Annotated in this window: 23 protein-coding genes and 1 tRNA gene; 11 read left to right on the forward strand and 13 right to left on the reverse strand. The window is 62.4% G+C overall.

All coding sequences use genetic code 11. The annotated features are described in order from the left end of the window. Positions 1-1,080 (reverse strand): DNA polymerase IV (gene dinB, locus HP499_RS00510; protein ID WP_172322025.1); only part of this gene is annotated, 1,080 nt, incomplete at its 3' end. A gap of 71 nt (positions 1,081-1,151) precedes the next feature. On the opposite strand from dinB, the gene HP499_RS00515 reads away from it, so the two are divergent. Continuing rightward, entirely contained in the window at positions 1,152-1,715 is a 564-nt protein-coding gene (locus HP499_RS00515) for a hypothetical protein (protein WP_172322026.1), read from the forward strand. Further along, positions 1,712-2,806: a polyprenyl synthetase family protein gene (locus HP499_RS00520; protein WP_172322027.1), complete on the forward strand. Its 1,095-nt coding sequence runs from the start codon at positions 1,712-1,714 to the stop codon at positions 2,804-2,806. The genes HP499_RS00515 and HP499_RS00520 overlap by 4 nt, the downstream gene beginning before the upstream one ends. A gap of 116 nt (positions 2,807-2,922) precedes the next feature. On the opposite strand, the gene HP499_RS00525 is transcribed toward HP499_RS00520, so the two are convergent. Continuing rightward, the gene (locus HP499_RS00525) at positions 2,923-3,276 is read right to left on the reverse strand and encodes an Rv2175c family DNA-binding protein (RefSeq protein ID WP_172322028.1); all 354 of its coding nucleotides are present in this window, start codon (positions 3,274-3,276) and stop codon (positions 2,923-2,925) included. A 257-nt stretch (positions 3,277-3,533) separates the two neighbouring features. Between HP499_RS00525 and HP499_RS00530 the strand changes: the two genes are divergently transcribed. Both HP499_RS00530 and pknB read left to right on the forward strand, forming a co-directional pair. Continuing rightward, complete coding sequence (locus HP499_RS00530) at positions 3,534-4,874, forward strand: LysM peptidoglycan-binding domain-containing protein (protein WP_172322029.1); 1,341 nt, start codon at positions 3,534-3,536, stop codon at positions 4,872-4,874. 87 nt (positions 4,875-4,961) lie between these two features. Further along, positions 4,962-7,022, forward strand: coding sequence for a Stk1 family PASTA domain-containing Ser/Thr kinase (gene pknB, locus HP499_RS00535; RefSeq protein WP_172322030.1), 2,061 nt, complete (start codon positions 4,962-4,964; stop codon positions 7,020-7,022). A gap of 70 nt (positions 7,023-7,092) precedes the next feature. Here the strand turns inward: pknB and HP499_RS00540 are convergent, their stop codons facing one another. Further along, complete coding sequence (locus HP499_RS00540) at positions 7,093-8,496, reverse strand: class II 3-deoxy-7-phosphoheptulonate synthase (protein ID WP_172322031.1); 1,404 nt, start codon at positions 8,494-8,496, stop codon at positions 7,093-7,095. Positions 8,497-8,562: 66 nt separating this feature from the next. Then, positions 8,563-9,354, reverse strand: a complete 792-nt coding sequence (locus tag HP499_RS00545) for a 1-acyl-sn-glycerol-3-phosphate acyltransferase (protein WP_172322032.1) — start codon at positions 9,352-9,354, stop codon at positions 8,563-8,565. Between the two features lie 109 nt (positions 9,355-9,463). Here HP499_RS00545 and HP499_RS00550 point away from each other — a divergent pair, with 109 nt between their 5' ends. Genes HP499_RS00550 through HP499_RS00560 form a run of 3 tightly spaced genes read left to right on the forward strand, consistent with a single transcriptional unit; the run spans position 9,464 to position 11,584 of the window. Beyond that, the gene (locus HP499_RS00550) at positions 9,464-10,252 is read left to right on the forward strand and encodes a carboxylesterase (protein WP_172322033.1); all 789 of its coding nucleotides are present in this window, start codon (positions 9,464-9,466) and stop codon (positions 10,250-10,252) included. Beyond that, positions 10,249-11,052: a carboxylesterase gene (locus HP499_RS00555; protein WP_172322034.1), complete on the forward strand. Its 804-nt coding sequence runs from the start codon at positions 10,249-10,251 to the stop codon at positions 11,050-11,052. Before HP499_RS00550 ends, HP499_RS00555 begins: the two co-directional genes overlap by 4 nt. Then, positions 11,039-11,584: a hypothetical protein gene (locus HP499_RS00560; protein ID WP_172322035.1), complete on the forward strand. Its 546-nt coding sequence runs from the start codon at positions 11,039-11,041 to the stop codon at positions 11,582-11,584. The genes HP499_RS00555 and HP499_RS00560 overlap by 14 nt, the downstream gene beginning before the upstream one ends. Before the next feature lie 33 nt (positions 11,585-11,617). On the opposite strand, the gene HP499_RS00565 is transcribed toward HP499_RS00560, so the two are convergent. Then, a complete protein-coding gene (locus tag HP499_RS00565; RefSeq protein WP_172322036.1) occupies positions 11,618-12,676 on the reverse strand; it encodes an ROK family protein in 1,059 nt (352 codons plus the stop codon). Positions 12,677-12,862: 186 nt separating this feature from the next. On the opposite strand from HP499_RS00565, the gene HP499_RS00570 reads away from it, so the two are divergent. Then, positions 12,863-14,674 carry a long-chain fatty acid--CoA ligase gene (locus tag HP499_RS00570; RefSeq protein WP_172322037.1) on the forward strand — a complete coding sequence of 604 codons (1,812 nt, stop codon included), beginning with the start codon at positions 12,863-12,865 and terminating at the stop codon, positions 14,672-14,674. Between the two features lie 102 nt (positions 14,675-14,776). On the opposite strand, the gene HP499_RS00575 is transcribed toward HP499_RS00570, so the two are convergent. Beyond that, positions 14,777-18,172, reverse strand: coding sequence for a pyruvate carboxylase (locus HP499_RS00575; RefSeq protein ID WP_172322038.1), 3,396 nt, complete (start codon positions 18,170-18,172; stop codon positions 14,777-14,779). A 303-nt stretch (positions 18,173-18,475) separates the two neighbouring features. Here HP499_RS00575 and HP499_RS00580 point away from each other — a divergent pair, with 303 nt between their 5' ends. Further along, entirely contained in the window at positions 18,476-19,285 is an 810-nt protein-coding gene (locus HP499_RS00580; protein WP_172322039.1) for a ParA family protein, read from the forward strand. Between the two features lie 121 nt (positions 19,286-19,406). Here HP499_RS00580 and HP499_RS00585 read toward each other — a convergent pair whose 3' ends face one another. The 5 genes from HP499_RS00585 to gcvH form a co-directional block, all read right to left on the reverse strand. Beyond that, complete coding sequence (locus HP499_RS00585) at positions 19,407-20,000, reverse strand: MerR family transcriptional regulator (RefSeq protein ID WP_026542483.1); 594 nt, start codon at positions 19,998-20,000, stop codon at positions 19,407-19,409. A 235-nt stretch (positions 20,001-20,235) separates the two neighbouring features. After that, positions 20,236-20,739: a bifunctional nuclease family protein gene (locus HP499_RS00590; protein WP_172322040.1), complete on the reverse strand. Its 504-nt coding sequence runs from the start codon at positions 20,737-20,739 to the stop codon at positions 20,236-20,238. Beyond that, on the reverse strand, positions 20,739-21,455 hold the full coding sequence (locus tag HP499_RS00595; RefSeq protein ID WP_172322056.1) for a MerR family transcriptional regulator: 717 nt from the start codon (positions 21,453-21,455) through the stop codon (positions 20,739-20,741). Before HP499_RS00595 ends, HP499_RS00590 begins: the two co-directional genes overlap by 1 nt. Before the next feature lie 20 nt (positions 21,456-21,475). After that, positions 21,476-21,952, reverse strand: a complete 477-nt coding sequence (locus HP499_RS00600) for an FHA domain-containing protein (protein ID WP_026542480.1) — start codon at positions 21,950-21,952, stop codon at positions 21,476-21,478. A 138-nt stretch (positions 21,953-22,090) separates the two neighbouring features. Further along, the gene (gene gcvH / locus HP499_RS00605) at positions 22,091-22,477 is read right to left on the reverse strand and encodes a glycine cleavage system protein GcvH (protein ID WP_172322041.1); all 387 of its coding nucleotides are present in this window, start codon (positions 22,475-22,477) and stop codon (positions 22,091-22,093) included. Positions 22,478-22,594: 117 nt separating this feature from the next. On the opposite strand from gcvH, the gene HP499_RS00610 reads away from it, so the two are divergent. Beyond that, entirely contained in the window at positions 22,595-23,176 is a 582-nt protein-coding gene (locus tag HP499_RS00610) for a hypothetical protein (RefSeq protein WP_172322042.1), read from the forward strand. 67 nt (positions 23,177-23,243) lie between these two features. On the opposite strand, the gene HP499_RS00615 is transcribed toward HP499_RS00610, so the two are convergent. Next, on the reverse strand, positions 23,244-24,452 hold the full coding sequence (locus HP499_RS00615; protein WP_172322043.1) for an MFS transporter: 1,209 nt from the start codon (positions 24,450-24,452) through the stop codon (positions 23,244-23,246). Positions 24,453-24,624: 172 nt separating this feature from the next. Between HP499_RS00615 and HP499_RS00620 the strand changes: the two genes are divergently transcribed. Continuing rightward, complete coding sequence (locus tag HP499_RS00620; protein WP_172322044.1) at positions 24,625-25,071, forward strand: MarR family winged helix-turn-helix transcriptional regulator; 447 nt, start codon at positions 24,625-24,627, stop codon at positions 25,069-25,071. Between the two features lie 115 nt (positions 25,072-25,186). On the opposite strand, the gene HP499_RS00625 is transcribed toward HP499_RS00620, so the two are convergent. Next, positions 25,187-25,260, reverse strand: a tRNA-Pro gene (locus HP499_RS00625). Positions 25,261-25,397 lie beyond the last annotated feature (137 nt).

Genomic DNA, 25,397 nt, shown 5'->3' on the forward strand with positions numbered 1-25,397 from the left:
GATCAGGCGGACACTCATTGATCTGGGGCCCAAGGACTCCAACAATTGAACCGCCACCTGGTAGATCATCTGCGCACTGTCCACTGGGGCGTGGACAGTCCGGCTCCGCGAGACGGTTGAAAAGTCCGAGTACCTCAGTTTCAAGGCAACAGTCCTGGCGAGCATGCCGGAACTACGCAGCCGGCCCGCCGTCCGGTGCGACAAACGCAGTAGTTCCCTGTGCAACAAAGCATCGTCAACGGTATCGATGGAGAATGTCTCCTCCGCTCCAATGCTCTTCTCAAGCCTGGTGGGCGTTACCGGACGAGGATCTACCCCCATGGACAAGCGGTGGACATGTTCGCCGCTGGCACCCAATACCTTCTTTAGCGATGCCAAAGGAGTAGCTGCGACATCTGCCACCGTACGGATGCCAAGCCGGGCAAGCACTTCTCCGGTCTTTCCACCGACGCCCCACAGCGCGTTCACAGGGAGGCTGTGGAGATACGCGATGGTGTCCTCGGCATTGATCTGAAGAATGCCATCGGGCTTGCATCGGGTGGAGGCGATCTTGGCAACGAACTTGGTGCCGGCAATACCCACGGATGCAGTAATACCCAGTTCGGACTGGACCCTTCTCCTGATGAGATGGCCGATGTCCAGTGGCGTTCCGAGGCGGCGAATCGCCCCGCCAACATCCAGGAAGGCCTCATCGACGCTGAGGGGCTCCACCAAATCCGTAATGGAAGCAAAGATCTCCATGATCCGGCCGGACACTTCGTAGTACACGGAGTGCCGCGGATTGATGATCACCGCCGAGGGGCACCGCCTCATCGCGATGGACATGGGCATCGCGGACTTCACTCCGGTGGCCCGGGCCTCATATGAGGCGGAGAGGACTACCGAGCGTTCCGCGGGGAATCCGACGATCACGGGCTTTCCCCGGAGATCGGGGCGGCTGCGCAGTTCCACGGAGACGAAAAACGCATCCATGTCCACGTGAAGTATGCTGGTCCGCCTCAGTTCCCGCAGGGCATCACCAGCGCTGCGGGAGGGCTCCTGACCGGCCTCCTGGCCGCTGCCGAATGCTTCCTGCCTCACATCGGCAATACTATGCCCGGCCACTGACTAAACTGGAGGCACAGTCAGCCCCAGCCCCGGAAGGATACCCTGTGAAGCTCTTTGGAACTCCTCGATCGCGAGGGTTTGCCCTGCTCGCAGCAAGTGTCGCCGTGGCGGCCTCGGCATGTACGCCGGCACCGGGAGGCACGGCCGCTCCCTCCCCCACGGAAGCTTCATCGCAGTCCTCGTCCGCCCCCACTGGTTCCGGTTCAGCATCCGCGCCGGAAACCGCGACGACCACCGAATCTGCCACTCCGGCACCTGGCGCAACGGCGACCGTGAACGCCCTCGTTCCGGGTTTCCCTGAGCAATTGATCCCCGTCATGCCCAAGACGTCCGTCCGTTCCAGCAGTTTCGACAAGAGCACCTCGCTGGCAACAGTGGCACTGGTGGGGACCGTCAAAGCTCCGCCGGAGGGTGTGGTGGACTACTACAAAAAATCCTTGGAGGCCCAGGGCTTCAAGCTTGTCCCCGGCCCTGAAGCCGTGGGCAACGTCACCTCGCTGGATTTCATCAGGGGTGACGGTGAGACGGTCAACGTATCCATACGGCAGAAGGAAGGCGTCTCGACGTTCACCATCGGCGCCAACGTGGCGTCCGGGTCCATCAAATGACGGCTCCCGCCCAAGTAGCTTCCGAACAAACGGAGTTCATCAACGGCGTCGCAGGGAAACTGAAAAGCTTCCTTTCAGGGCAACAGGAACTCATGGCTACCGTGTCCCCTGACGTAGAGCCGCTTATCGGCTCGATTTCCAGCCTCGTCACCGGGGGAAAACGCCTCCGAGCACAGATGTGCTACTGGGGCTGGCGGGGTGCAGGTGGGGAACCCGGCAACCTGGACATCGTGACAGCAGGGTGTGCGCTGGAACTCTTTCAGGCTGCGGCGCTGATCCACGACGACATCATTGACCGATCCGACACCCGCCGTGGTGCGCCCAGCGTCCATAAGCGTTTCGGCCAACTCCATGAGATGAACGGCTGGGCTCTGGACAGCGGGCGGTTCGGGGATGCCGCCGCCATTCTGACCGGGGACCTCTGCTTGTCCTTCAGCGAGGAGTCCTTCACCGAGATCGGCCTCCGTGCTGCGGCGGGAACCCCCGCGCGCCGGATCTTCAACGTCATGAGGGCCGAGGTCATGGCGGGCCAATACCTTGACATCCTTGAAGAGGTGGCGGGCCCTGTTCGTGACAGGGCCGGCTCGGTGGACCGCGCAAAGTCGATCATCAGGTACAAGTCAGCGAAATACTCCACGGAACATCCACTGGCATTGGGCGGAGCACTTGCCGGGGCGCGGCCCACGCTGCTCAACGACTACTCGGCGTTTTCCCTGCCGCTGGGTGAGGCCTTCCAGATGCGGGACGATGTCCTTGGCGTCTTCGGCGATCCCGAAACCACCGGCAAACCGGCCGGCGATGATTTGCTGGAAGGGAAACGCACGGTCCTTGTTGGATTCGCATTGAACCAGGCGACGGCCGACGAAGCGGAATACCTGGACCGAATGCTGGGTCATCCGGAACTTGGTGAAGAGGACGTAGCCGGGATTCGCCGGATCATGGTCCAATGCGGCGCCCTGGAGGCTACGGAGTCCTTGATTGCGGAGCTGAGCAACCAAGCCTTTGAAGCCTTGGAACGCCTGCCTCTGGATGAGGTACCGCTGACGGCATTGAGGCAATTGGCCGAGGCCGCCGTCAGTCGCGCTGCTTGATCACGGGCTTCAGCCTGCCTTTGGGCAGCGAAATGACATGACGACGACGGCGGTTACCCGCCGTCGTCGTTTTTCCTCCGGGTCCCGGTGTTCTTCGTTAACCGGGAACGCACTTTTTACCAGGCCAAAGACTGGGCGCGACGCCTGATCTCTGTTTTACGTCCCTCGCGCAGGGCGTCGATGGGGCGCCCCCGCAATGATTCGTCCGGGGTGAAGAGCCAGATGATCAACTCTTCGTCGCTATAACCGGCATCGCTGAGAACCACAATGGTTCCCTTCAAGCTGTCTACAACGTGCCCATCCTGGATAAACAGGGCAGGGATGGAGCGGATATTCCGTTCTCCCCGCCTGATGGCTACCAGCGCACGCTCATCCAAAAGTCCGTGGACTTTGGTGATGGAAACTTCCAGCAGCTCGGCAACATCCGGCAGCGGGAGCCAGTCGGAAACAAGGCTTTCTACATTACTCACGGAACAAGGTTGCCACGCCGCCATGCCCGGCGCCTAGCCGGGGTGCGACGACGGTACCCGGCGGCCGTCTTTATACCGCCCTTTCATTGGCGATAATTCGGTCTCCATAATCCCGAACGACAGAAATTGTTGTGTCGATTGAATAAGTGTGAGAGATTCACACTGATCACACTTGCACCATTGATAACATCAGTAACATTGGCAACACTGACAACAGCGCCACCCAACACCCCGCTGTTGAGATGAGGACACTTTTCATGACGACGCCCCGCTCGCCGAAACGAACCATGAGCATGCCGGTCATTGCGGCAACCACGGCTGCGCTTCCCGCCGTGGTCTTGTCCTCGCTTGCCCTGGCCCAGCCCTCCATGGCTTCCCCGGCACCCCAGCCCCGCAAAGTCCCGGCCACGCTTGCCGCCGCAATGAAGGCACAGGCGGTCAATGCCGGAAATGTCATCCCCGCCCAGGCTGTTGCAACCACCCTGCCCGCGGCCCTGCGCCCCATGGCCCCCTCGGTGCCGGATACCTACACGATCGTCCGTGGCGACACGATCAGCGCAATTGCCCGCCGCTTCAACCTGGACACCAACGCGGTCCTTCAGTTGAACAAGCTCTCGGCCACAACACTGATTTACCCGGGCCAGACCATCAAGCTCACGGGAACGGCATCGTCGGCCCCGTCCCAGCCTGCCGCGCCGGCTGCGCCGAGCACCCCCAGTAACGCTACGATCTACACGGTGGTTTCCGGAGACACCCTCGGCGCCATTGCCGCCAAGCATGGCGTGCCCTTGTCCAGCATTTTCAGCTGGAACAACCTCAGCGGAAGTTCCATCATCTATCCGGGCCAGAAGATCAAGGTCAGCGGAGGCTCCACGCCGTCGGCGCCTGCTGCTCCCGCACCGGCACCTTCGCCTGCACCCGCACCGTTGGCCACCACCGGTTCCTACACCATCAAAGCCGGCGATACCCTCAGCTCCATTGCCTCGCGCCACGGGGTTTCCCTGACCGCCTTGATGACGGCCAACAACGTGTCTGCAACAACCGTCATTTATCCTGGCCAGAAGCTCACCATCCCGGGCACCGGCCTTCAGCCGGCGGGCACCACGACGCCCCTGGTACCGAGCACCTTCCTGGGCTTCACCTACCCTGCCGCTGTCGTCAGCTCGGCCAACGAGAACAAGGCCCTCTTGAACGCTTCACCGGTGCCCAGCCGCGCCGAAATGAAGAGCATCGTGGCGGACACCGCCAGGCGCATGGGCGTCAGCCCCTCCCTGGCGCTGGCTTTCGCAGAACAGGAATCCGGTTTCGATCAGCGGGCCGTTTCGCCTGCCAATGCAATCGGCACCATGCAGGTCATTCCGTCCTCGGGTCAATGGGCCTCGGACCTGGTAGGCCGCAAGTTGAACCTTTTGGACCCTTACGACAACGCAACGGCAGGTGTCGCCATCATCCGCGCACTGATCGCCACCAGCAAGGACCTGGACACCGCGATTGCCGGTTACTACCAAGGCCAGTACTCGGTCAGCAAATACGGCATGTACGACGACACCAAGCGTTACGTCGAATCCATCAAGGCCCGCCAGCGCACGTTCGGCTAGGCTTCAGCAGCACCTCGGAAGGGGCCCGGATCCCATTGGCCAGTCCAATGCGGATTCGGGCCCCTTCCCTGCCTCGTTTAGGATCGTATGGTGCAAGAACCAACGCAGGACCACCTCATCGGGACCATGGTGGACGGCCGGTACCTGGTCCGTTCCCGCCTCGCCAAGGGCGGAATGTCCACCGTTTACCTGGCTACGGACCAGCGCCTCGAGCGCGACGTAGCCCTCAAAGTCCTGCACCCGCACTTGGCAAACGATCCCACCTTCCTCCAGCGCCTGAGCCGCGAAGCAAAAGCCGCTGCGAGCCTTTCCCACCCCCATATCGTGGGCGTGCTGGACCAGGGCGAAGACGGACACATCGCCTACCTGGTGATGGAATACGTCAAGGGCCACACCCTCCGTGACATTCTCACCGAACAGGGCGCATTGGCCCCAAGGCTTGCCCTGGCCTTGATTGATCCCGTAATCGAGGGTCTCGCAGCTGCCCACGGCTCCGGTTTGATTCATAGGGACATCAAGCCCGAGAACGTCCTGATCGCCGACGACGGCCGCATCAAGGTCGGAGACTTTGGCCTTGCCCGGGCAGTCTCGGCCAACACCAGCACCGGCGCCTTGATCGGAACCGTGGCTTATTTGGCCCCCGAACTGGTGCTCGGACAACCGGCGGATGCGCGCAGCGACATCTATTCGGCCGGCATCATGCTGTACGAAATGCTGACCGGCAACCAGCCATACAGCGGTGACTCCCCCATCCAGGTGGCCTATCAACACGTCAACTCCGTGGTGGGACGCCCTTCGGACGTTGTCCCCGGGCTGGCTGAGGACCTCGATGAACTGGTGCAGTGGTGCACTGCAACTGAAGCCGAGAACAGGCCCGTGGACGGCGCTGCATTGCTGGCCGAACTTCGCCACATCCGGACCACCCTGACGGACGAACAGTTGGACCACCGGCAAGGACCGGGGCCCACCCCCTTCCCAGCGGGAACAACAACTGCCCCCGGCAGCGTGGCCGGGAACCCCACCGAAGCGCTGGCCACCACAGCCTCACCCACCGAGTTCATCAGTCACCAAAGCAACCCGACCACCATCATGGCGGCCGGCGGGTCCACTCTCCAGCGCTCCACGGCAGCGGCAGGCATGGATGGCGGGCAGGAACTTCGCCCACCCGGCAAGCGTGAACTGAAAAGGCTCGAAAGGCAGCAGACCAAGGACCGGGCACGGGCTGCGGCCACTCCCCTTCGGCCCCTCCGGGAAGGCAATCCCCGTCGCCGCGGCGTGATCTGGACCATCGTGATTGTTATCCTGGCCATGCTTGCGGCGTCCGCCGGGTGGTTCTTCGGAATGGGACCCGGTTCTCCCGGGACTGTGCCCGACGTCAAGAACAAGACGGTCGCGGAAGCACAGCAACTCCTTCGGACCGCTGGATTCCAGTCCGAGCCCCGCGACGTTTTCGACGACGACATCCTGGCCGGACTCGCTGTCGGAACTGAGCCCGAATCCGGGGCCGAAATACGGAAGTTCCAGCCGATCACCCTATTCGTTTCCAAGGGAGCCCAACTCTTCCCGCTGCCGGACTTAACCGGCGGTACCCTGGACGCGGCCAAGACGGCACTCAACGCCGCGGAAATGGCCTTGGGGAACGTCACTGAAGCCTTTGACGAGAAGGTCCCTGCCGGTGTGGTGATTGCCCAGGACCCGGCCAAGGGTACGGAAGTACGGCACGGTACGCCTGTGGCCCTGGAGGTTTCCAAGGGTCCGCAGCCGATTACGGTGCCTGATGTCCGTGGCAAAGCACAAGACGCCGCAGTCAAGGCCCTCCAGGACGCCGGACTCAAAGCAGTGATCGCTCCGGAGACTGTCAACGACAAATCGGTTCCCAAGGGCGCCGTAGTCTCCCAGATCCCGGCCAACGGCACCCTCACCCGCGGCGAGTCCGTGACGCTTACTGTATCCAAGGGTCCAAAGATGGTCAAAGTTCCCAGCTTCATCGGCAAGCAAGCCGCCGAGGCTGAGAAGGAATTGAAGAAACTGGGCTTGAAGGTTGAAGTCAATAGGATTCTCGGCGGATTCTTCGGTACGGTTCGTGACCAAAACCCCGTCGATGCTGAAGTGCCGGAAGACTCCGTTGTCACGCTGACCGTCGTTTAGAAAGCCGGCTGACCTCAGTAAAAAAGGCGTGGTCCGGAGACATCCGGACCACGCCTTTTTATTGGTTTTCCTACTGCTTGGAGAGCGCGCCTGCCACCAAGAAAGCCATCTCAAGGGATTGCATGTGGTTCAGGCGCGGATCGCACACTGACTCGTAACGGTCCAGGAAAGCGTCCTGGTCAATGGGGTCGGCGCCGCCCAAGCACTCAGCGACGTCGTCACCGGTCATTTCGACGTGTAGACCGCCGGGGACGGTGCCCAGCGAGTGGTGGACCTCAAAGAAGCCACGGACCTCATCGATGACGTCATCGAAGTTGCGGGTCTTGTAGCCGTTCGGCGACGTGACAGTGTTGCCGTGCATGGGGTCGGTGACCCACAGCACCTGGGCACCGGAGGCGGTGACGCGGTCGACGACGGCGGGCAGCTTTTCGCGGATGTTCTTGGCGCCCATGCGCGTGATGAAGGTCAGGCGCCCCGGTTCACGGTTGGGGTCCAGTTTGTCGATCAGCCGCAAGGCGTCGTCACCGCTGGTGGTGGGTCCGAGCTTGACGCCGATCGGGTTCCGCACGCGGGAGAGGAAGTCCACATGGGCATGATCCAGTTCGCGGGTCCGCTCACCGATCCACAGGAAGTGGGCGGAGGTGTCGTACGGCAGGCCCGTGCGCGAATCGATGCGGGTCAGGGCGCGCTCGTAGTCGAGCAGCAATGCTTCATGGCTGGCGAAGAATTCAACCCGCTTGAGCGCCTCGAAGTCCGCGCCGCAGGAATCCATGAAGCTGATGGCACGGTCAATATCGCGTGCCAGTGATTCATAGCGGGCATGCGCAGGGTTTTCCGTGAAGCCCTTGTTCCACTGGTGAACGAGGCGCAGGTCCGCGAAACCACCCTGGGTGAACGCACGGATGAGGTTCAAGGTTGATGCAGAGGTGTGGTACGCCTTCAGCATGCGGCCTGCGTCGTGGGCACGGGACTCAGGGGTGAAGTCGTAGCCATTGACGATGTCGCCCCGGTAAGCGGGAAGCGTGACGCCGTCGCGGGTTTCGTCGTTGGACGAGCGGGGCTTGGCGAACTGGCCTGCCATGCGGCCCATCTTGATGACGGGCATGGCAGCTCCGTAGGTGAGCACCACTGCCATCTGCAGGATGGTCTTGACGCGGGCGCTGATCTTGTCCGCGGTGGCGGCCTCAAAAGTCTCCGCGCAGTCGCCGCCCTGCAGGAGGAAGGCCTTGCCCTGTGCTGCAGCGGCAAGTCGCTCCCGGAGAACATCCACTTCTCCGGCGAAAACCAGCGGTGGCACCACGGAAAGTTCTTTGACGGAGGCGTCGAAAACCTCGGCGTTGGACCATGTGGGCTGCTGGGAGATCGGCAGGTCCCGCCAGGCGTCAAGCCCGGGATAGTTCGCTGCTCCGCTTTGGGCGGTGCTGGCGAGGGAATCTGCTATGGAGGATGCGGTGTTCGCGGTTAGCTCAGTCACCCTTCAAGAGTAGTAGCCTCTGCCAAGGTTCCGGGACAGTGGGCGTAATCGATGCCGCCCTCCGCGTCACAGTTTCCGCGCCGGCCCGTCCCCGTTGGTTCCCGGTTCGTCCCTGTCCTCTGCAATGTCTTCGGTGGCCTCTTCAGTCACCTCGAGTTGGTGGACCGGCTCCGGACCCTTGCCGGCCAACTGGGCCTTGACCACGGCAGCGTACTCATCGACGTATTCCTGGCCGGAAAGGCGCATGAGGGAGTACATGATTTCGTCCGTCACAGCGCGCTGGATCAGACGGTCGTCCTCCATGCCGTAGTAGCGGCTGAAGTCCAGGGGCTGTCCAAAAATGATGCCGACCCTGCGGATGCTGGGCAGCCGCTTGCCGATCGGCTGGACCTTCTCCGTCCCGATCATGGCAACCGGCACCACCGGTACCCGGGTTTGCAGGGCGAGCCGCGCAACGCCCACCTTGCCGCGGTAGAGCCTGGCGTCCGGGCTGCGGGTGCCCTCAGGGTAGATTCCCAGCAGGCCTCCCGAAGCGAGCACGTCCTTGCCTGCCTGCAAGGACATCTCGGACGCTGCCCCTCCGGAACGGTCCATGGGGAGCTGGTTGCTCAGCCTGAAGAACAATGCCGTCAGCCGGCCCTTGATCCCTTTTCCCGTGAAGTACTCGGACTTGGCCAGGAAGATGACCGGCCGGTGCACCATCAGGGGCAGGAAGATGGAGTCCGAAAAGGAGAGGTGGTTGGAAGCCAGGATGGCGGCGCCGTTTTCAGGAACGTTGTCCAGGCCCTTGACCCATGGCCTGAACAGGAGTTTGAGGATGGGACCCAGAAAGATCCTCTTCATGACCCAATAGAACACGTTTGTCCTCCCACGGCCGACGGATGGCATGCTTCCGGCAACCCGGCCCGCACTCAACAGCAACCCTACTCCAGTGAGAAATCTCCGGAACGGTGACACGATGGGACACATGACGGAACGCCACACCTCTGCACCGCCGCTTGCCTTCCACCATGCCGGGCATGGCCCTAATGCCACCACGGGGGTGGCCATCTGTCACGGCTTCACCGGCAGTCCCCTCAGTGTCCTCCCTTGGGCGGAGTACCTGGCCGCTCAGGGGTTCGCTGTTTCAGTACCACTGCTGCCCGGCCACGGCACCAGCTGGCAGGACCTTGCCACAACGCGATGGCAGGACTGGTACCGGACTTTCGAGCAGAGCTACCTGGACCTGGCCGGGCAGACGGAGAAGTGCTTCGTGGCGGGGTTGTCCATGGGCGGCGCCGTAGCCCTCCGTGTGGCGTCGCTGCACGATGTTCCGGGATTGGTCCTGGTCAATCCCGGGCTGAGCTTCTATGACCGGCGGGTGAGGTACGTTGCTGCGCTCAAGTACGTCATGCCGACCACCACGCCGATCGTGGAGGACAAACCGGCTCCGGTCTCCACCGAGGATGGCGACTACTCCAAGACACCGTTGAAGTCAGTCCATGAACTGAAGAAGCTCTTTCGGGCGGCCACGCTGGGATTGCCCAAGGTGCAGGCTCCTGCCCTGGTGTTCAAGTCCTCAGTGGACGAGGTGGTCCCGCCGAGCTCGGTGGCCGCGATCGAACGCCACATCGCATCTTCACGCTTGAAAGTGGTCACGCTTCCGCACAGCGGCCACGTGGCCACGCTGGATGTTGATGCCCCTGCCATTTTTGAACAATCGGCCAGCTTTTTCCGTCAGCACGCCGGGGACAGAGTAGCCTCGGAGTCATCATGAACATGCTTCAGGATTTCTCGCCGTTCCTCAGCAACTGGAACGGGACAGGCCCAAGAGTGGGCGTGGTCATGTCCCACGGCTTTACCGGCAGCCCGCACAGCGTCAGGCCGTGGGCCGAGCACCTGGCAGCGGCCGGTTATGCCGTCAGGCTTCCGTTGCTGCCGGGCCACGGCACCAATTGGCAGGACATGGCCACCCGGTCCTGGCGGGAGTGGCACCGTGCAGTAGATGAGGCCTACCTTGAACTGGCCGCCGAGTGTGACTATGTCTTCAGCACCGGATTGTCCATGGGCGGCACCCTTGCGCTCCGCATTGCCGCCACTCGTCCTGTGGCAGGAACTGTGGTGGTCAATCCCGGTTTGGTCCTGGATGATCCACGGGCTGTCATTGTCGCTGCGCTCAAATACGTGGTAAAAACAACACCCGCCATTGCCAACGACATCCTCAAACCGGACCAGAATGAAGGCGCCTACGCCCGCACCCCTGTTGCCGCGGCGCACCAGTTGAAGAAGATGTACAAGGACACTGCGGCTATCCTGCCGCGCATCCACTCCCCCGTCCGTGTCTACAAATCCACTGTGGACAACGTGATCTCGGAGGCAAGCCTGGATTTCCTGCGAGCCCGGGTCAACGCTCCCGTGGATGTCTCCTACCTCAGGAACAGCTACCATGTAGCAACCCTCGACAACGATGCCCCGGAGATTTTTGAGGGAACCGTGGAATTCATTCAGAAAACCGTTGCAACCCTGGCCGGAAACGGGCCCTCCCCCGAAAAGGACACAGCCCATGAACAGGCCTGATGCCAACTCAGCCGATCAGAGCGCCAACAAGGACGACGACGCCGTGTGGCTGGACCTGGTGGCCCGGTTGGAGGGGACCGGAAGCCCCGACGCCGGGAACACACCTTCGGCAGGCAGCCGTGACCCGGATCCTGACAAAGGCGGGCCGCAGTCCCGTGAATCCAGCAAGGCATTCAAGGATTTTGATCCCTTGGGGTTGTCCAACCCGCCTGCTGAACGGACAGCGGTTCCCGCGGCTTCCGAGGCTGGTGGCCGCCCCTTGGGACCACGAGACTTCGAGGTCGAGGACGACGACGACGCCTTTGTCCCGGAGGAGCCTCCGAGCCTTGCCGGCACGGAGCCCCTGACCATGCTGGCCTGGGTTGGCGCTGTGGGAGGGCCCATCGCGCTGCTCTTCACCGCGATGTTCTGGCGGTCCGCTCCCCTTGTTGCGATCCTGGGAATCGTAGCCGCTTTCGTCGCATCGGTGGTGTTCCTCATCATGAGGCTTCCGCAGGAGAAGAACGAGGACGACGACGGCGCCCGCATCTAGGTGCCGAGGCTCCGCCCTCTGCGGCGGGTAGCTTTAGCTGTGGGCGCGTCCGCTGACCCGGGAAAGGTCTGCGGCGCCGATCATCCCGGCACGTGGACCAAGGGCGGCGAGTTCGATCCCCGCCATGGGCCGGAATCCCCTGCCCGTGAGGTTTTTCGCGAACGACTCCCGTGCTGGTCCGGCCAACAATTCTCCGGCGTCGCACAGTCCACCTCCGATCACGAACATGCCAGGGTCAAGTGCTGCGGCAAGGTTGGCCAGTCCCAAACCCAGCCATTCGCCTTGATCTGCAAGGAGCTCGCGGGATGTGGCATCGCCTTCGAGGGCCAACGCCGTAACGGCTGCCCCCGTGAGGTTATCGGCGGTTCCGCCTGCCTTCTCCAGGAGGGCCCTGCCCTCCGGTGAATTGGTCCGGACAAGTTGGCGGGCTTCGCGCCCCAGGGCGTTACCGGATGCGTACTGTTCCCAGCACCCGCGGTTGCCGCACTCGCAACGGTGTCCGCGGGGAAAGATGATCTGATGGCCGAATTCGCCCGCCACGCCGTACCGTCCACGTTCCACCCGGCCATCCATGACCATGGCCCCGCCGATGCCCGTACCCAGCGTGACGCAAACCAGCCGGCTTTCCCCCTGGCCGGCGCCGAAGCGCCACTCGGCCCAGGCGGCCGCATCGGCGTCGTTCGTCAGCAGGACCGGACGTCGCAGCAGTTTCTGGAGGCTGGCGCGGAGGGGCTCGTTACGCCAGGCAAGATGCGGACTGAACAGCACCGTCCCGCCGTCGAGGTCCATCCACCCCGCTGCGCCGATTCCGACCGAAGCCACGCGGTGCTCGGCGCTGAGCTCGTCCACAAGTTCCACGATGGTCTGCTCTACTGCCCGGGGGTCGGCTCCCGGAGTGGATCTGCGGGCCTCAGCGAGAACACGGCCTTCGGCATCCACAACGCCCGCAGCTACTTTGGTGCCGCCAATGTCTATTCCTATCGCCAGGCCGCGACGACCCAAATGGCTCCGGCGGGCAGCCCACGGCACGTCTTTCCATGCTGAGGCCTGTGGCTTGGGTCTGGCACGAAAAGAGGACCGTAGTGCGGGCATCCCCTCATCATATTCCGCTGGACTGCGGGACCCTGCATCGGCAGGCCTGAGGGGCCCTGAGTTGCCTGAAATGACAGCACATCCGTAAAGTTACTCGCCAGTAGGTGAAATAGGACACACCTCCGCGAGCGGGCATACTAGAGTGAAAGCAGCCCCTCGTGGCCCGTGGATATCAAAGGAGCTACCGTGCGTGAAATCAGTGTTCCTCCCCTCGTCAATATCGCCCCGGAAACCAACATCACGGACTTCGTGATCCGGGAGGCCGAAAAGGCGTCAAACCCAGCACTGTTCTCCAAGCTGGACAGCAATGGGCAGTGGCAGGACATCCGGGCCAAGGACTTCCTTGCGGACGTCAGGGCCTTGGCAAAGGGCCTGATTGCCAGCGGCGTTGGCACCGGTGACCGGGTGGGCATCATGTCCAGGACCCGTTATGAATGGTCCCTGGTTGACTTCGCCATCTGGTTTGCCGGAGCGGTCTCGGTCCCGATCTACGAAACGTCCTCGCCCTCCCAGGTGGCCTGGAACCTCGGCGATTCCGGCGCGGTGGCAGCTTTCGGCGAAGCGGCACACCATGAGGACGTCATCCGCCAGGCAGTGGCAGCCGAGGACATCAGTTCCGTGGCCAACGTCTGGCAGCTTGAGGGCGCCGGCCTTGATGCGCTGCGCGCGGCCGGAGCAGGAGTTCCCGACGACGAACTCGAGTCACGCCGTTCCTCTGCGGGCCTGGCCGATCTCGCCACCATCATCTACACCTCCGGGACCACCGGCAGGCCGAAGGGTTGCGAACTGACCCACGGCAACTTTGTGGAACTTTCGGAGAACGCCCGCGCATCACTTCCCGAAATCATCAATGAGTCCGGGAAAACCATCATGTTCCTCCCGTTGGCCCACGTCTTTGCCCGGTTCATCTCCGTGCTGGCAGTGGCCGGCGGCGTCAAAGTGGCCCACACTCCGGATATCAAGAACTTGTTGGCGGATCTCCAGAGCTTCCAGCCGACGTTCATCCTTGCTGTCCCCCGCGTCTTTGAGAAGGTCTACAACTCAGCCTTGACCAAGGCTGAGGACGGCGGCAAGGGTGCCATCTTCCATCGCGCCGTTGACACTGCGATCGCCTACTCGAAGGCACGCGAGTCCGGCTCCCTGGGCCTGGGCCTGAAGATCAAGCACGCCGTGTTCGACAAACTGGTTTACGGCAAGCTCCGCGCAGCCATGGGCGGCCATGTAGCGCATGCCGTGTCCGGCGGCGGCCCGCTGGGCGAACGCTTGGGCCACTTCTTCCAGGGCATAGGGCTGCAGATCCTGGAAGGCTACGGGCTCACCGAAACCACGGCACCGATTTCCGTGAACACGCCCTCCATGATCAGGATCGGTACAGTGGGCGCCCCCTTGCCGGGCAACTCGGTGAAGATCGCCGACGACGGCGAAATCCTTGCCAAGGGCGTCTGTGTGATGCGCGGCTACTACAAGCGCGAAGACCTGACGGCAGAGACCTTCATCGACGGTTGGTTCCGCACCGGCGATATCGGTGAACTCGACAACAATGGGTTCCTCAAGATCACCGGCCGCAAGAAGGAAATCATCGTGACGGCCGGAGGCAAGAACGTGGTTCCGGCGTTGCTCGAGGACCAGATCCGCGCCGACGCACTGGTCTCCCAGGTGTTGGTGGTGGGAGACAACCGCCCGTTCATCGGCGCCCTGGTCACCCTTGATGAAGAAGCCCTTCCGGGCTGGTTGGAACGCCACGGACTGCCGTCCAGCACTTCGCTGGGCGAGGCTGCGGAACACCCCGTCATCAAGGCTGCCGTCCAGGAGCTCATCAGCAAGGCCAACCAGTCCGTGTCCCAGGCTGAGGCCATCAAGTCGTTCCGCATTGTTCCTGCCGACTTCACGGAGGCCTCAGGCCACCTCACGCCGTCCCTCAAGGTCAAGCGGGCACAGGTCATGAAGGACTTCGACGCCGTGATCGAGCAGATGTACTCAGCTCCGCGCGGTTCCTGACACACCGGCACCGGCAGCATCCAACCCGCAGGATCCAAGAAGCAGCACAAAAAAGTACCCCGTCCGGAAGCTTCCGGACGGGGTACTTTTATGGTCGGATTGCTAGCCGATCACCAGCAGCAAATCGCCGCCCTGGACCTGCTCCACCGAGGAAATAGCCAGGCGTGAGACCGTGCCTGCTACCGGGGTGGTGATGGATGCCTCCATCTTCATGGCCTCAATGGTGGCTACGGTATCTCCGGCGTTGACCACATCGCCGGCCTTGACCGTAACGGTCACAGCACCGGCGAACGGAGCCGCAACCTGGCCGGGCTGGGCTGGATCGGCCTTCTCTGCGGCCTTGACGTTGCTGACCACTGAACGGTCGCGGACAACCACCGGACGGGACTGGCCGTTGAGCGTACACATCACCGTGCGCATGCCCTTTTCATCGGCTTCGGACACAGCCTCAAGCTGGGCGATAAGGCGGACGCCCTTTTCCAGCTCGATCACATGCTCGGAGCCCTGCTGGAAACCGTACAGGTAGTCACGGGTATCCAGCACGGAGATGTTTCCGTAGGTCTCCACGCTCTTCAGGTAGTCCTTGGTGGGACCTGCGAAGAGCAACCGGTTCAGCGTATGCTGGCGCGTCTTGGAGTCGCCCTTGAGCGCAGCACTGTCCTCGGCACTGATATCAACGTCGCGGACCTTGACGCTGCGGCCCTGAAGGGCCTTGGTGCGGAAGGGCTCGGGCCAGCCTCCGGGAGGATCACCGAGTTCGCCGGAAAGGAATCCGATGACGGAATCGGGGATGTCGTAGTTCTGCGGGTTCTCGTTGAAGTCCGCAGGATCAGCGTTCAAGCCAACCAGGTGCAGGGCAAGGTCACCCACCACCTTCGAAGAAGGCGTCACTTTGACCAGCCGGCCCAGGATGCGGTCGGCTGCGGTGTACATATCTTCGATGGCTTCGAACTGCTCCCCCAATCCCAGCGCGATGGCCTGCTGGCGAAGGTTGGAGAGTTGGCCGCCTGGAATTTCATGCTGGTAGACCCGACCTGTGGGGCCCGGCAACCCGGACTCGAAGGGGGCGTACACGCGGCGGACGGCTTCCCAGTAAGGCTCCATGGCACCGACGTTGGCAAGGCTGAGGCCGGTGTCACGCGGGGTGTTGGCCAACGCTGCCACCAAAGCCGAAGCAGCAGGCTGGCTGGTGGTCCCGGCAAGCGATGCAGCTGCGACGTCAACGGCGTCCACACCTGCTTCGACGGCGGCCAAAAGGGTCGCAAGCTGCCCGCCGGCGGTGTCGTGCGTGTGGAGATGTACCGGCAGGTCAAAACGCTCGCGCAGCGCCGTTACCAGCTTGGTGGCGGCAGCAGGACGCAGGAGGCCTGCCATGTCCTTGATGGCGAGGATATGCGCACCGGCGTCGACGATCTTCCCTGCGAGGTTCAGGTAGTAATCGAGGGTGTACAGGTCCTCATTGGGATCAAGGAGGTTACCGGTGTAGCACAGGGCCACTTCTGCTACAGCGGTTCCAGTGGCACGCACGGCCCGGATGGCAGGAGCCATCTGGTTCACGTCGTTGAGGGCGTCGAATATACGGAAGATGTCGATGCCCGTAGCTGCGGCTTCGTTGACGAAAGCCTCGGTTACTTCCTCAGGGTACGGCGTGTAGCCAACAGTGTTGCGGCCGCGGAGGAGCATCTGGAGGCAGGTGTTCGGAAGTGCCTGGCGGAGCGCCGCCAGACGATCCCAAGGGTCCTCGCCGAGGAACCGCAAAGCGACGTCGTACGTGGCACCGCCCCAGGCTTCGACTGAAAGGAGTTCGGGCATCAGGGCAGTCACCGCCGGTCCGGCCGCAACAAGGTCGCGGGTGCGCACGCGGGTGGCCAGCAGCGACTGGTGGGCGTCACGGAAGGTGGTGTCCGTGACGGCCAATGCCTGCTGCTCGCGAAGTGCCTTGGCAAAGCCCTCAGGCCCCAGTTCCATCAGCTTCTGCCGCGATCCTGAGGTGGGAACAGGTCCCTCGATCACCGGCAACTTCCTGGCCGGGTCCGAGTGGACCGTGAGCTCACCGTTGGGCTTGTTTACTGTCACCTCGGCCAACCACGTCAGCAGCTTGGTGCCACGGTCGGCGGAAATATGCGATTTCAGCAGCTCCGGACGCTTATCAATGAAGTCCGTGGCCACGTTGCCTGCGTTGAAGTCAGGATCAGCAAGAACAGCCTGCAGGAAGGGAATGTTGGTAGAGACGCCACGGATACGGAACTCGGCCAAGCCGCGGCGGGCACGGGCCACTGCTGCCGGGTAGTCCCTGCCACGGCACGTCAACTTGACCAGCATGGAGTCAAAGTGCGGGCTGATCTCGGCACCCGAGTAGACGGTACCGCCGTCGAGCCTCACACCGGCACCGCCGGCAGAGCGGTAGCCGGTGATCTTTCCTACGTCCGGACGGAACCCGTTGGCGGGGTCTTCTGTGGTGATGCGGCACTGCAGCGCGGCACCCTTGATGGAGACGGTCTCCTGGCTCAGGCCAAGGTCCGCCAGGGTCTCCCCCGAAGCGATGCGCATCTGCGCCTGCACCAGGTCCACGTCCGTGATTTCCTCGGTGACAGTGTGCTCCACCTGGATCCGGGGGTTCATTTCAATGAACACATGCTGGCCGGCGCGCTCACCCTCGGTGTCCACCAGGAACTCGACGGTTCCCGCGTTGACGTAATTCAGGGCTTTGGCGAAAGCGACGGCATCACGGTAGAGCGCCTGGCGGATGTTCTCATCCAGGTTCGGCGCCGGGGCAATCTCCACCACCTTCTGGTGGCGGCGCTGCAGGGAACAGTCACGCTCGAAGAGGTGCATGACGTTGCCCTCGGCGTCGGCAAGGATCTGCACTTCAATGTGGCGGGGACGCAAAACAGCCTGCTCAAGGAACATGGTGGGATCCCCGAACGCTGCGTCTGCCTCGCGCATGGCGGACTGCAAGGCCTCAGGGAGGGCTTCACGAGTCTCCACACGGCGCATTCCGCGTCCACCACCACCGGCAACAGCCTTGGCGAAAATGGGGAACCCGATCTCGTCTGCTGCTGCGATGAGCTCGTCAAGGTCCTTGGACGGCTTGCTCGACTTCAAAACGGGCACGCCCGCCTTGCGGGCCGCTTCCAAAGCTGCAACCTTATTGCCTGCGAGTTCCAGCACCTCCGCCGGCGGGCCCACGAAGGTGATTCCCGCGGCTTTAGCCGCGCGGGCAAGGTCCGGGTTCTCCGAGAGAAAGCCATAACCGGGGTAGATGGCGTCAGCGCCGGCTTCCTTGGCAACGCGGACAACCTCCTCCACGTCCAGGTAGGCGCGGACAGGATGGCCCACCTCGCCGATCAGGTAAGCTTCGTCGGCCTTCTGCCGGTGGATCGAGTTGCGGTCCTCGTGCGGAAAGACGGCTACGGTCTTGGCGCCCAGTTCATAACCAGCGCGAAACGCCCTGATCGCGATTTCGCCGCGATTGGCCACCAGAATTTTCGAAAACATACTTCTCCTGCATCATTGCGGGTGGATCGGTCGGTGGTCACAGTGTGTAGTGCCGCCAGCATCAAACACAAATCTTTGTGGCAACCATCACAATGGATTCGTCATGTGGGCTGTATATGCGTGCGCGCGATCCCGCTGCATGCTAATGCCCGGCTTTGCCCGCGTTGCCCGGGCGCGTAGAAAGCGGGATTCGGCGGCGATGCACCATATGATGTTGAGGGGGCTTCGGCAAGCCCCGGCTCCGGCGCTTCCGGAGCCGAATCAGCGCGATACGGCAACCGGCGTTAGGTTTTGGGTTTTCAAGTGCAAGTAGTCAGCATCAGCAGCCTCAAAGGTGGAGTGGGAAAGACGTCCGTGACCACCGGTCTGGCGTCCGCGGCCCTTGCCGCCGGCATCCCCACCCTGGTGGTGGACCTCGATCCCCATGCCGACGCAACCACGGCCCTGGGTGTTCAGCCCGGCGGGAAACTCGACATCGGCCGGATGTTGAAAAGCCCCCGCAAGGCCCGGCTCCAAGACAACGTGGCGGGCAGCAGTTGGGTATCCAACGGCTCCAGCGACGGAACCCTTGACGTCGCAGTGGGCTCGGCGTTCACCGGAATCTATGACCGCCCCGATCTGGGCCGCCGTGACCTGCGGAGGCTTTCTGGGGTACTGGCCGGCACCTCCGCCTATGAACTGGTCCTGGTGGACTGTCCGCCGTCCCTCAATGGGTTGACGCGCATGGCGTGGAGTGCCAGCGACCGTGTGGTGCTGGTGGCTGAGCCCGGACTGTTTTCCGTGGCCGGTACTGAACGCACCATGCGGGCCATCCAGCTCTTCCGGCAGGAGTTCGCTCCCCATCTGGCTCCCGCGGGCATCGTAGCCAATCGGGTAAGGACAGGGTCCGCCGAGCACACGTTCCGTTTGGCTGAAATGGAGTCCATGTTCGGTGAACTGCTGCTGACTCCACACATTCCCGAACAGGCCAACTGGCAGCAGATCCAAGGTGCAGCCCATTCCGTGCACCATTGGCCGGGAGATTCAGCCAAGAACTCCGCCAAACTGTTCGACGCCCTCCTGCAGAGTCTCCTGGCTGGACAACCTCCCCTGCGCGACCGCCGTCAGCGCTGACTGAGGCGCGAGGCCTGGGACAGCCGGGCTGAATACCGTCACACCTGAGGCATCCCTCACCACGAAAAAAGCCCCGTCCCATCAAGGGAGGAGGCTTTTTCGCTTAAATATCCTGCGGTGCTTAGCCGATGCGCCGGGCTACCCGGCGCTTGCTTAGTTCGTCGTCCGGAAAGGACTGCTCCACGGCATGTTCGCTCGGAAGCGCGGCCAGGCTCCCCTCAACTTCCCGCCATACGCGTCCAACGGCGATGCCGAAGACGCCCTGTCCGCCCTGGACGAGGTCGATGACTTCGTCAGCCGAGGTACATTCATAGACACTGGCGCCATCGCTCATGAGCGTTATCTGTGCAAGGTCCTCAACGCCCCGTTCGCGGAGGTGCTCCACTGCGGTTCGGATCTGCTGGAGGGAGACACCAGTATCAAGGAGCCTCTTGACCACTTTGAGAACCAGGATGTCGCGGAATCCATAGAGACGCTGCGACCCGGATCCGGCCGCGCCGCGCACAGCCGGCTCCACGAGGCCCGTGCGAGCCCAGTAATCGAGTTGGCGGTACGTGATACCTGCGGCTTTGCATGCAGTGGGGCCGCGGTAGCCCGCGTCCTCGTCCAGCACGGGAAGGTCCTCTGTGAAGAGCAAACCTTGGGCGCCGGATGCGGGCGCAGCAATGCCGGTCGAGGCCTGCTTCAGCTCGCCTGCTTCGCCTTTCGGACTCACGTGACCTCCTTGTTCTCAGTTCCCTTGGGGACGGTGCATACCCTGACACAACACTGAAATGCAGCAGTGTAATTCCCACAAGTCCGCACCTTCCAGTGTGACTTGCGCGGGCAGTGTATGCAACGGGAACTTGATATCTTCGACGTTAGGCCCGTCCGGGGCCGAGGTCAAAGACCTTGGCCCCAATTTCCCATCGTGTCGAAACTTTCACCCTCAACTTTAGGCTTAGGGTCTCTCAGCCTTCGAAGTCTTCGGGTTCCACGTCGTCCAGGAACTCACGGAAACGGCGCATTTCCCGTTCTTCATCCACGCTGGGATCGGGCTCGGAATCCTCGCCCTCATCGTGTTCGGTAATCCGGACGCCGGCTTCCTCCATGACAGCGTCGGCGCACCAAATACGGCATTTGGCGCGGAGGGCCAGCGCCAGCGCGTCCGAAGCCCGCGAACTGACCACGGTGCCGTCGTCGAACTGCAGTTGTCCGTAAAAGATGTTGTCCTCAACAGCCACGATGTTGACGCTGATGATGGTGTGCCCCAGGGATTCAACAACGTCCACCAGGAGGTCGTGCGTCATGGGGCGGGGCGGTACCACGCCTTGTTGGGCCAAAGCGATGGCGCTGGCTTCGGGGGTGCCGATCCAGATGGGCACGTGCCGCTCGCCATTGAGCTCCCGAAGAAGCACCAACGGCTGGTTGGACGGCAGTTCGATGCGGACGCCAACAATTTCGACTTCAATCATCAGCTGTCCATCCGGGAGATGCGGTCATGGACCAGTGCCCTGTGCAGGGTAAGGCAGAGTTCACTGATCTCACGGGCGGCTTCTGCTGCGCGGGCTTGGGATGCGGCGTCGCGGCGCGAGGTCAACGGCGCCACGGCCCGTTCCACCAGGCCAAACTCGCGTTCTGCAGCAGCTTGGAAAGGACGAAGGTGCCGCGGCTCCAGTCCGTGTCCCTCCAACTGAACGCAAGCACGCGCCACTTGGAGCGCGTGTTCATCAAAACGTCCGCCGACGTGGCTGATCAGCCCGAAACTCAGGAGGGATTCCAGCAAGGGCACGCTGGCACCGGACTCGGAGCGCAACTGCTCCTCGGTCAGTGCCCTAGCCCTCCCTTGCACCTCGGCAGCCATCCCGGCCGAGACCGCTTTGGGAGCAACGGTTACGCCGGGTGGCAGGTTCTCCGGCCGCTCCCCGCGATCAATGGCATCCAGATAGTCCTTGATGACCTTCAGCGGAAGGTACTGATCCCGCTGCAGTGCGAGCACAAAACGGAGCCGTTCGACGTCACTGTCCGAATATTGTCTGTAACCGGCAGCGGTCCGTTTGGGATTGATGAGCCCCTTTTCCTCCAGGAAACGGATCTTGGACGCAGTCATTCCGGGGAAGTCATCACTCAGCTGGGCGAGGACTTCCCCAATGTTAAGGACCTGTGGTCCACGGCGGTCAGGCTGGGCGATAGCCAAAGGCAGGTACCCCGTCAGACTTGGCCTGCTGCGCGGACAGGGCTCATGTAGTAGGTCAACCGGAACTTGCCGATTTGTACCTCATTGCCGCTCTTCAGCTGCACACGGTCAACGCGGTCGTGGTTGACGTATGTTCCGTTGAGGCTGCCCATGTCCACCAGTTCGAATCCGGTGGCCGTCCGAAGGAACTGGACGTGCTTGCGGGACACCGTGACGTCATCAAGGAAGATGTCCGCGTCCGGGTGCCGTCCCGCGGTAGTGGTGTCCGCATCCAAGAGGAACCGCGCACCGGCATTGGGCCCGCTGTGCGCAATGAGCAACGCCGAGTTGGGCGGAAGTGCTTCCACGGATGCACGCTCTTCAGGGGCCAACTTGGGTGCGATGCTGGGCTCGTCCCACGTTGGCGTGATGCTGATCGAGGTGGTCTCCGACGTGGGCTGTTCCTCCGCGCCGTTCCCGACATTGGCTTGATTCTGTTCGCCGCCAACCATGGAATTTCCTCCTCATCTGCCGGCAGTTCCAAAACCTGCCAGCCACTTCCGCATCCCGGTACCGCCGGGCAAATCGGTTGCTGGCCCGTCGTCGCGCATTTCCCGCTCAGGAAATTCAGCCTGACGGGCCAGATAACTTTAGCCTACCTGTTGTTCGTACTCTGATGCACTGAGCAGGGAATCCACTGCATCCGCTTCTGCGAGTTTGACCTCAATGAGCCACCCTTCACCGTAGGGATCGGAGTTAATCAGCGCAGGATCGGTGTCCAACGCGTCATTGCGATTAATGACCTCACCGCTCACCGGTGCATAAATGTCACTGACGCTCTTGGTGGACTCAACTTCCCCCACCACCTCGTTGCCGGTGACCTTTGTCCCGGGCTCGGGCATCTGGGCGTAGACAACGTCTCCCAGCGCGTCCTGCGCAAAGTCGGTAATACCAATCCGCACCACGCCATCGGCGTCCGGAGCGGTAACCCATTCGTGCTCCGCGGTATAGGAAAGTTCTTCTGGAATATTGCTCACGGGTGGCCTTTCATCGGGACAATGACGAACCTCGACGGCGGCCTGTGCTGGTGGCCGCCGCTGAAAGTATAGGCACATTTCCCCTGTGCCCAAGGGGGTCTCTGCCATGATTGACCCATGACTGAACAAGCACAAGTACCAGCTCGGAAAAAGCGCAATTGGGGCGCCAAATTAATCCTGATCCTGGTGGCATTGCTTGTCGCTGTGGCCGCCTTCTTTATTCTGGGGGCCATTCTCCCCCGCTGGTGGTCCGATGTCATTGCCGGGCAGATCAAGCGGGATCTTGGAGCCAGTGTCCTGGTGGGCATGTTCTATGGCTTTGTCTTCACTTTCATCCCCCTCCTTGTTGCCTGGCAAGCCACCCGGAAGGCGGTGGCCTGGCCGTGGAAGATCGTCATCCTCCTGGTGGCAGTTGCCCTCGCCATCCCGAATCTGCTCACGGCCGGCATTGCCTTTGGAACCACGGAATCAGCTCACGCCGGGCAGCGGACTTTGAGTGTTGACGCAGGCTTCTTCACAACCTGGACCGCCATTTCCGCTGTTGCAGCGGTGGTCGTCTTCATCACGGTCACGGTTCTTTGGGCCTTGTGGCGCAGGCGGGGCAAGCAGATGAAAGCGTTGAAGCAGGCGGAGAACCAGCGCGTCAAGGCCGCGCAAACCACAGCATCGGAAACGCAGGGCCCCGTGCCGGGCGCTTAGGCTCCTAAACGCGTGAAGCCCGCCACGGAACATTCCGCGGCGGGCTTCTTTTTGCTTTGGGCAATCCTCAGGCGACGGTGGCCCCGCGTGGTTCGCGTTCGACGTCGGGCGCTTCAGCAGGTGCCTCAACTCCCCCGCGCTTGGCGGCCGCAGCGGCAAACACCATGACCAGCAACGCAGCGACAGTAATTCCGGCGCCCGCCCAGATGGGCGAGGTGTAGCCGAGGCCGGCGGTGATGGTCACGCCGCCGAGCCACGCTCCGAGCGCGTTACCCAGGTTGAAGGCGCCGATGTTTGCCCCGGATGCCAGCGTAGGCGCCGTGGAGGCGAAGTGCATGACACGCATCTGGAGCCCGGGAACCGTGGCGAAGCCGAACCCTCCCATGAGCGCAAGCGAGACCAGCGTGGCAATGCTGTTGGACGCGGTGAGTGCAAAGAAGACCAGCACCGCCACCAGCCCGGCGAGAATGACAATGAGTGATGCGTCAAGGGCCTTGTCGGCTGCCTTGCCACCCAGGAAGTTTCCGACGAAAAGTCCGCCGCCAAAGAGCACCAGGAGCCAGGGCACGGCGCCGGAGTCGAAGCCGGAGACTTCCGTCAGCGTGAAGGCAATGTACGTGAAAGCACCGAACATGCCACCGAAACCGAGGACTGTCACGGTGATGGACAGCCATACCTGGCCGGACTTGAAGGCACCGAGTTCACTGCGAAGGCCCTTGGTGGGCTCCGTGGAGGCCTTGGGAACCATCAGCGCAATGCCGGCCAGCGCAATAACACCGATGACAGTGATCGCCCAGAAAGTCGAGCGCCACCCGAAGCTCTGGCCCAGGAGCGTGCCGAAGGGAACGCCCAGTACGTTGGCGGCAGTGAGGCCGGTGAACATGATGGCGATCGCTCCGGCCTTCTTGTGGGCCGGAACCAGGCTGGCAGCAACCACCGATCCTATTCCGAAGAAGGCACCGTGGCAGAGCGCCGCGACAATGCGACCCAGGAGCATGGCCGTGTAGCTGTCGGCGATGGCGGACATGAGGTTCCCCGCAATGAACAGCACGAGGAGGCCCATGAGGACCGGCTTGCGGGGCAGCCTGGTGACGGCGGCGGTGACCAGGAGGGCACCGACGGTGACGCTGAGGGCATAGCCGGAGATGAACCACCCGGCAGAAGCCTCGCTGACCTGAAAGTCGGCAGCAACTTCGGGCAAGAGGCCCATGATCACGAATTCGGTCTGTCCGATGCCGAATCCGCCGAGGGCAAGGGCAATCAACCCTGCGGGCATGTGGAGCTCCTTCAAATGATCGGTTCCGCGGTGAGGTGGAAGTGCGTCGCCGGGAACCGTAGAATAATAGTTGCAGACGCTCTATATATAGTTGCACACGCTATGTACTTGCGCAAGCAACTAGTTTTCGGCATCTCGATTTACACGACATCAAGGCAGGAGCACAGCAGACATGGGCATCAAGGATGACGCCGTAGAAGTACGGGCACAGGGTTGGCGTACCCTTGCCGCCCTGCACGGGAGCATCGAGGCCGAGCTGGAGAAGGCACTCCAGTCATCCAGTGACCTCTCGGTGGTGGAGTACACGGTGCTGGATGCCCTCAGCCGCCAGGATGGCTGGCACATGCGCATGCAGCAACTTGCCCGCGCCACCGCCCTGTCCAGTAGCGCCACCACCCGCCTGGTCAACCGCCTCGAGGACCGCGGCCTGCTCAACCGCATCCTGTGCGCCGATGACCGTCGCGGCATTTACACCGAACTGACGGTGGCCGGCCAGAAGCTTCTTGAAGACGCCAAGCCCGTGCATGACGAAACGCTCGCCTCCGCCCTTGAGGCCGCAGAGTCCGTGCCGGAGTTGGAGCCACTTGTGCGAGCCCTCGGCGCGCTGCAGAAGGTTTAGCACCACCCCGCCAACCCTTCGTTTCACCCGACAGGAACGCCGGGTGAAACGAATGAGGCCGGAAACAAGAAAGGACCGGAATCCCGCGCCTCCGCGTGATTCCGGTCCTTCGTTGTCGGGCTGACAGGATTTGAACCTGCGACCCCTTGACCCCCAGTCAAGTGCGCTACCAAGCTGCGCTACAGCCCGCTGGTTCCACCGTTCTCCGCCTAAGTTCTTCTCCGAAGAGTCCCACCTAAGCAGTCCGGCCGAACCACCTCCAAAAGCTTACACGAAGTTGGAGGTCGGAGACGCCATCACAGCCAAAGTGGGCTGTGATGCGCGTC

Source organism: Paenarthrobacter sp. CM16, assembly GCF_013179505.1.
Classification (GTDB): domain Bacteria; phylum Actinomycetota; class Actinomycetes; order Actinomycetales; family Micrococcaceae; genus Arthrobacter.

What these genes read in the sequence shown, in the direction of transcription:
- HP499_RS00520 (WP_172322027.1), top strand. Translation starts at nt 1,712, where the DNA reads ATGACGGCTCCCGCCCAAGTAGCTTCCGAACAAACGGAGTTCATCAAC.
- HP499_RS00530 (WP_172322029.1), top strand. Translation starts at nt 3,534, where the DNA reads ATGACGACGCCCCGCTCGCCGAAACGAACCATGAGCATGCCGGTCATT.
- pknB (WP_172322030.1), top strand. Translation starts at nt 4,962, where the DNA reads ATGGTGCAAGAACCAACGCAGGACCACCTCATCGGGACCATGGTGGAC.
- HP499_RS00550 (WP_172322033.1), top strand. Translation starts at nt 9,464, where the DNA reads ATGACGGAACGCCACACCTCTGCACCGCCGCTTGCCTTCCACCATGCC.
- HP499_RS00555 (WP_172322034.1), top strand. Translation starts at nt 10,249, where the DNA reads ATGAACATGCTTCAGGATTTCTCGCCGTTCCTCAGCAACTGGAACGGG.
- HP499_RS00560 (WP_172322035.1), top strand. Translation starts at nt 11,039, where the DNA reads ATGAACAGGCCTGATGCCAACTCAGCCGATCAGAGCGCCAACAAGGAC.
- HP499_RS00565 (WP_172322036.1), bottom strand. Translation starts at nt 12,676, where the DNA reads ATGCCCGCACTACGGTCCTCTTTTCGTGCCAGACCCAAGCCACAGGCC.
- HP499_RS00575 (WP_172322038.1), bottom strand. Translation starts at nt 18,172, where the DNA reads ATGTTTTCGAAAATTCTGGTGGCCAATCGCGGCGAAATCGCGATCAGG.
- HP499_RS00590 (WP_172322040.1), bottom strand. Translation starts at nt 20,739, where the DNA reads ATGATTGAAGTCGAAATTGTTGGCGTCCGCATCGAACTGCCGTCCAAC.
- HP499_RS00600 (WP_026542480.1), bottom strand. Translation starts at nt 21,952, where the DNA reads ATGGTTGGCGGCGAACAGAATCAAGCCAATGTCGGGAACGGCGCGGAG.
- HP499_RS00610 (WP_172322042.1), top strand. Translation starts at nt 22,595, where the DNA reads ATGACTGAACAAGCACAAGTACCAGCTCGGAAAAAGCGCAATTGGGGC.
- HP499_RS00615 (WP_172322043.1), bottom strand. Translation starts at nt 24,452, where the DNA reads ATGCCCGCAGGGTTGATTGCCCTTGCCCTCGGCGGATTCGGCATCGGA.
- HP499_RS00620 (WP_172322044.1), top strand. Translation starts at nt 24,625, where the DNA reads ATGGGCATCAAGGATGACGCCGTAGAAGTACGGGCACAGGGTTGGCGT.